At 50.2% G+C, this 5,615-nt stretch carries 5 protein-coding genes; all 5 read right to left on the reverse strand.

From position 1 onward, the window contains the following. Window positions 1-329: 5-deoxy-glucuronate isomerase (locus ACO1NT_RS11835; protein WP_449048837.1), on the reverse strand; the 329-nt coding region annotated here is incomplete at its 3' end. A gap of 33 nt (window positions 330-362) precedes the next feature. Further along, window positions 363-1,304 carry a class II fructose-bisphosphate aldolase gene (locus ACO1NT_RS11840; RefSeq protein ID WP_449048838.1) on the reverse strand — a complete coding sequence of 314 codons (942 nt, stop codon included), beginning with the start codon at window positions 1,302-1,304 and terminating at the stop codon, window positions 363-365. Window positions 1,305-1,594: 290 nt separating this feature from the next. Then, window positions 1,595-2,440, reverse strand: a complete 846-nt coding sequence (locus ACO1NT_RS11845) for an endonuclease/exonuclease/phosphatase family protein (RefSeq protein WP_449048839.1) — start codon at window positions 2,438-2,440, stop codon at window positions 1,595-1,597. Window positions 2,441-2,500: 60 nt separating this feature from the next. After that, window positions 2,501-4,264 carry a RagB/SusD family nutrient uptake outer membrane protein gene (locus tag ACO1NT_RS11850; RefSeq protein ID WP_449048840.1) on the reverse strand — a complete coding sequence of 588 codons (1,764 nt, stop codon included), beginning with the start codon at window positions 4,262-4,264 and terminating at the stop codon, window positions 2,501-2,503. A gap of 19 nt (window positions 4,265-4,283) precedes the next feature. Further along, window positions 4,284-5,615 (reverse strand): TonB-dependent receptor domain-containing protein (locus tag ACO1NT_RS11855; protein ID WP_449048841.1); only part of this gene is annotated, 1,332 nt, incomplete at its 5' end.

The raw sequence follows: 5,615 nt of genomic DNA on the forward strand, positions 1-5,615 counted from the left end.
GCGATGTCCAGCACATCACTCTCGGCAGCCAACTCAAACGACGTGTGGCGTGGTAGGTAAAGCGAATGGGCCATACCCGAGAAAACATCCTTTCTCCCGTTCATGGTCTGCCAGTTCCCTTTGTCAGTATCCACCCGGTAGTTGCCGCCCAACAGGATAATGGCGTACTCATTGTGTCCGGTATGGCCCCGCCATACCTCGCCGCGCGGCATCGTCCGGGCAGCAAAATGGAGGTATTGCCATCCACCGTCTTCCTTGCTGATGTGCTGGTAAACGGTGGCGGCGTCACTCGCCTTGGCCAAAAGCCTGCATTGTTGATCCTGTTTCATTTTAATAGGCTCTTTTTATCATCCGAGAGGCATTTACCTCAGGAAAGCATCCGCTTTCCCCGCTGCCCCCAATTTTTCAAATTTTTCCGTGCAAAGCTTTTCTAATGCTTCCACATACACCCTTCCCGGTTCAACGGGGTCGAATCGGTCGGGGTGGTCTGCAAAAAACTCCCGGTGCACCCGTGCCCACAGCACCCGTAGGTCGGTGGCGACGTTAACCTTGCAGATACCGTAAGCCGTAGCCTGTGAAAGTTCCTCATCCGATACGCCACGCGCTCCCCTTTGCATCTGCCCACCTGCCGCGTTAATCCTTGCCAACTCATCCGCGTTTACCGAAGAACCGCCGTGCAAGACAAGCGGGAAGCCGGGCAATCGTTGCTGGATAGCCCGTAGGATGCCGAACTGTATCCCCTCATCGCCTGAAAACTTGTAAGCTCCATGGCTGGTTCCAACGGCAACAGCCAAGCTGTCGCATCCTGCACTTTTCACAAAATAAGCAGCCTCATCGGGTCCGGTATATTTTGATTCGGATGCCGATACCTGCAGATGGTCTTCGATTCCGCTCAACACCCCCAACTCGGCCTCGACAAACACGTTCTTTCCGTGTGCCAATGAAACCACTTCACGCGTGCGGCTGATATTCTGTTCCAACGGGTCGTGCGAGGCATCAATCATCACCGGACTATAACGCCCGCTACCCACGGCCTCCCCAATATGCTGCTCATTACCATGATCCAAATGGAGTGCGAATACCACCTCGGGGTATACGCGTGCCGCCGCCGCCACCATCGCCGTCAATACCTGGGGGGTAGCGTAGTCGCGCGCCACGGGCGTGGTTTGGATAATGACCGGCGCCCTGCTTTTATGGGCCGCCCGAAACACCCCCAGCACCTGTTCCAATGTAAAGACGTTGATTGCAGCAATGGCATATTTGCCATAACAATCATTAAACAGGATATGTGGCGATATTATCATCTGGCTTCCCACAATTGGTACTGCAATACAACGACTATTTAAACGAACTAACAAGGCGGACAAACGCAAAGGTTTGCGTAATTCACCTAATTCGCATAACCCCCCATTCTGGTCGAACGCGTCCGAAGTACCCCTACCCATTTAACGAAGGCTATCTTCCGGGTCGAATTCCCATTTGGATACCGCCACGGTTGACCTGTGCCTGTTTAAACACGGATTGCGCCGGGTTACCAAATGGTGGTAATGACGAAAATTTATCTTTTCATATCAGGTTAAAGGAGGCAAATAAATTATTCGGCAAAATAGATATCAACAACTACAGGCAAGTGGTCCGATGGGTATCGCTGGTCCTGTGCATCTGTCAATACGGCATACTTTGAAACATTGAAGTGATTACTTACAAACACGTAGTCGATACGCCGTTTCATGGGGGCGGTAAACCGAAACGAATTGGTGGTCCCTACAGGTCCGTAAGGCGGCTCTTGGGTCACCCTGTAAGCATCGTTCAATATAGTCGCCATCCCCTGAATCTGTTCGGTTTCTGGTGTTGAATTAAAATCGCCTGTGCAGATAACTGGTGCACCCTTTGCGATTTCCGTGATTTTCGCGACCATCAATTTGCCAGATTCACGCCGTGCAATCACTCCCTGATGGTCAAAATGGACATTGAAAACGTAAAACTCCTTCTTACTATCTTTATCTACCATTTTTGCCCACGAACAGATGCGATTGCAGCACGTGGCATCCCAACCCAATCCCGGCGTCTCAGGCGTCTCGCTCAACCAAAAGTTGCCGGCATCAACGACGTCGAAACGGTCTTTCTTGTAAAAAATGGCCGAATGCTCACCTCCGTGTTTACCGTCATCACGACCACTTCCCACATATTCATATGATGGCAATTCAAGAATATCCTTCAATTGGTGAATAAACCCCTCTTGTGTGCCAATGATATCGAAATCATGGTATTTGATTAGCGCCTTTACATTTTCCTTTCGATTTGGCCATGCATTCAAGCTATCCTTGGGGGTGTCCATTCGGAGATTGTAGCTAGCTACGCGAATATTCGTAGGCTGTGGTTCTTGAGCAAAGGTTGTCGCCGCCAACAGGCAGCAAATTAGCGTCCAATATCGTTTCATGATGAATAAATAGTTAAAACGGCAGCTTCTCAGGAAGCTGCCATGTTCGTGTTACTTAAATTACCAATCTGGATTCTGCCCCAGTGCAGGATTCCGTTCCCGATCCGCTTCCGGTATAGGGTAGAGATACTTCTTATCCAACCATTCCCGCTCACCTGGATTCCATTGAACTTCACCTGATGTGCCATTTGACAATTGTATCCGGCCCACTGCTGAAGAGGGAGACACGTCAACGAACGCCACGGTCGAATTCGAAGGGGCAGGCTTGGTTCCCTGATAAAAGCATACGTCCATTATGCCATCACTATTCAGGTCATGTTCACCCAACTCAGACACATAAATTCCGTTCATGGGGGCCTCTTCGAAAAGTTCTCCAATGTGCCACCGCCTGAGGTCATCAGGGCGGAGCCCTTCAAATACAAGCTCAACGGCACGCTCGCGCATAACCTCCAAGAGAACCGGATTGGTAAACTTCCCTAAATAGTAATCCACCAGGTACGGATCGGCAGTTGTAGGCATGATCGTCAACGTCGAGCCTGTGATTCCGGCGCGTTGGCGCAATGCACCAATTGTCGCTGTCCATTCCGCATTGTCCATCGCACCCAGCTCTGCAAGTGCTTCTGCCTTATTCAGCAACACCTCGCCCCACCGCATGATGATGTGGGCATTGTCATTCCGGCTTTCGTCATCATAAGGAAACCGCTCATCATAGCACCATTTAATCGGCTGATAGCCGGTAAATGTCTGGTTGAAGTTTGGCGGGGCAACAACCGGTACCGCGTTCTCTGTGCGGTGGTAATCGCCTAGGCGGATGGTCTGTTTCAAGCGCAGATCGCGGTCCTTCACTTCCTCGGCAAACGGTGTGGTGGCATAGTTCGGATCATCGGTAAAAGGAGTTCCGTCGAGCTTTAAGTAAGTATTTACAAAATTGCGGGTCAGACTTGGCCGGTTTCCATAAGTGGGGCTGATAAACCTGCGGTTTGCAGAGCTGAACACCTGCAAGCTAGCGTCTAATGCCACGGCCAAAATGGTTTCATCGGCGTAAGGAGCCTTGGTGATAAACAAATCCCGGTACGAGCGGTCCGATGCCGTTGCTTGGTGTAATGTAAAACCGGTAATCGCATTAGCGGCATCTACCACATGCTGAAACCAGGTATCGGCTGTCGACTGCATACCGTAGCGTGTATGGTATTTCCTGACAGATGCCTCAAACAGACATATCCGGGTCTTGTAGGCCCTGGCTACATTCTGCGTAATCCGCGTACAGGAGGGGTCGCTTGTTAATGTAATATTCGCAATCGCGTAATCCAAATCAGCCAAGACGTTATCCATTACTTCGAAACGATCTGTTCGCGGTGCTTTAAGGGCAACAGTATCCGTCACATCAATCGTCCTATCGATCCACGGCACATCGCCGAAGCGTTGCACTTTCTCGAAATAAAACAATGCCCGGAAGAACCGTGCCATACCAATGTAATGGTTTTTTTCCGGCACCGTGCTCTTCTCGGCGTTCTCGATAAAATAGTTGATATTCCGAAGTGCCGTCCAACTCCAGCCGGAGCTGGTAATCGGGCTCAATGCCCCCGGGGCCAACAGGTTATCCACGCCATTGCGAGCGACCAAATCCGACACGTCGTCACCTTGAAACACACCTACATCCGTGCCGGGCAAAATGTCGTAAAAAGAGTTGGCGTAGAGTTCCATCCCCGCGGCCGATCCGAATATGGCTTGATTAGTGCCTGTATCCACCGGCATCTCGTCCAAATCGCAAGCGGCAAACGGAAGGATACTCGCCATCACCCATATAAAATGAAATTTTTTCATGATTATCGTCCTCTCTAGATTAGAAATTAACAGTCAGGCCCATCGATATCGTTTTCAGCATCGGATAGTTGTATCCGTCGCCACTCGACCCACCGCTTAGGTCACGGTCAGAACCATAAATATTTGTCACGTCGGTATCTTTTGTCCACTTATACATCGGCGACCAGGTCCACAGGTTTTCGGCAGAAAAATACAGTCGCACGTCGTTGGCGCGGAATTTAGAAATTAACTTCTTGGGCAAGGAATAACCAATTTGTACATTTCGCAAACGGATATAAGCCGCGTTCTGCAGATAACGATCATTCGGCACGTTCAATGCGCGCCCCGTACCTTGGGCGATATATCCTACCAATCTCGGCAGGTACGCATCGAAATTACCTAATTCAGGACGGAACATATTATTTTCCTGCCAACGAGGATACTGGTTATAGGGTCTATTATACTGGCCCCAGAACCTCGCTTCTGGCGATGGATAGTAATCCTGTTTCAGTACCCCTTGGAAAAAGGCCGACAGGAAAAATCCGTTCCAATCCCCATTGAGGTTGACTCCGTAAGTATAGCGTGGCTCCGAGTTGCCAATAATCGACTTATCGCCCGGATTATACACGGTATTTTCACCCTGGTAAATAATATCATCCCCGTCTAGGTTTCTAAATTTAATATCGCCCACATAATTCTTTCGTGTATTGGTATTGGGTACATTTGCTTGGGATGGCGAGTTGGCAATTTCTTCTTCCGATTGGAATAACCCCTCTACTTGGTAACCCCATATTTCGCCGATGCGCTGGCCCACATAGTGATCTGTCAGCCTCTTCGGTTCGTTATTGTATTTTGTGATGATCGCGCGATAGTCAGCCATGGTCACGCGGACATCGTACGTAAACGGCTTTTCCGCCATCGCAAACTGGTCGCGCCAAGTTACGGAAGCCTCCCATCCGGTCGTTTCCAAATCGGCATAGTTGCCTTTCGGCACGGTAGTGCCATAAACTGCCGGCAAGGTAGGCCCCACGGTAAACATATCGCTGGTCCAGCGTCGGTATAGGTCGCCTACAAACTGAAGCCTGTTGTTCAAACTAGCAAACTCCAGACCCAGGTTGCCTGTGGTAGATGTTTCCCAGGTGAGTCCTGCAGGCACGACACCCGGCTGTCCGGTACGCTGTGGCCGGACACCGTTGATGATACGGCCCGATTGCGAAATGGCAAAGTTTTCGGTAAATGAGTAGGGGTTTATATTCCCATTACCCAATGAACCGTATGAAGCTCGGAATTTCACGTTAGACAATGCTACCGGACTCACCTGCCAGAACGGCTGTTCCGATATCCGCGAACCGACGGAAGCCGATGGAAAAAA

It is taken from the genome of Parapedobacter sp. (assembly GCF_053550995.1).

Bases quoted from the DNA above. Each gene is read 5' to 3' on its own strand.
- ACO1NT_RS11850 (WP_449048840.1), bottom strand. From the start codon at position 4,264: ATGAAAAAATTTCATTTTATATGGGTGATGGCGAGTATCCTTCCGTTT.
- ACO1NT_RS11840 (WP_449048838.1), bottom strand. From the start codon at position 1,304: ATGATAATATCGCCACATATCCTGTTTAATGATTGTTATGGCAAATAT.
- ACO1NT_RS11845 (WP_449048839.1), bottom strand. From the start codon at position 2,440: ATGAAACGATATTGGACGCTAATTTGCTGCCTGTTGGCGGCGACAACC.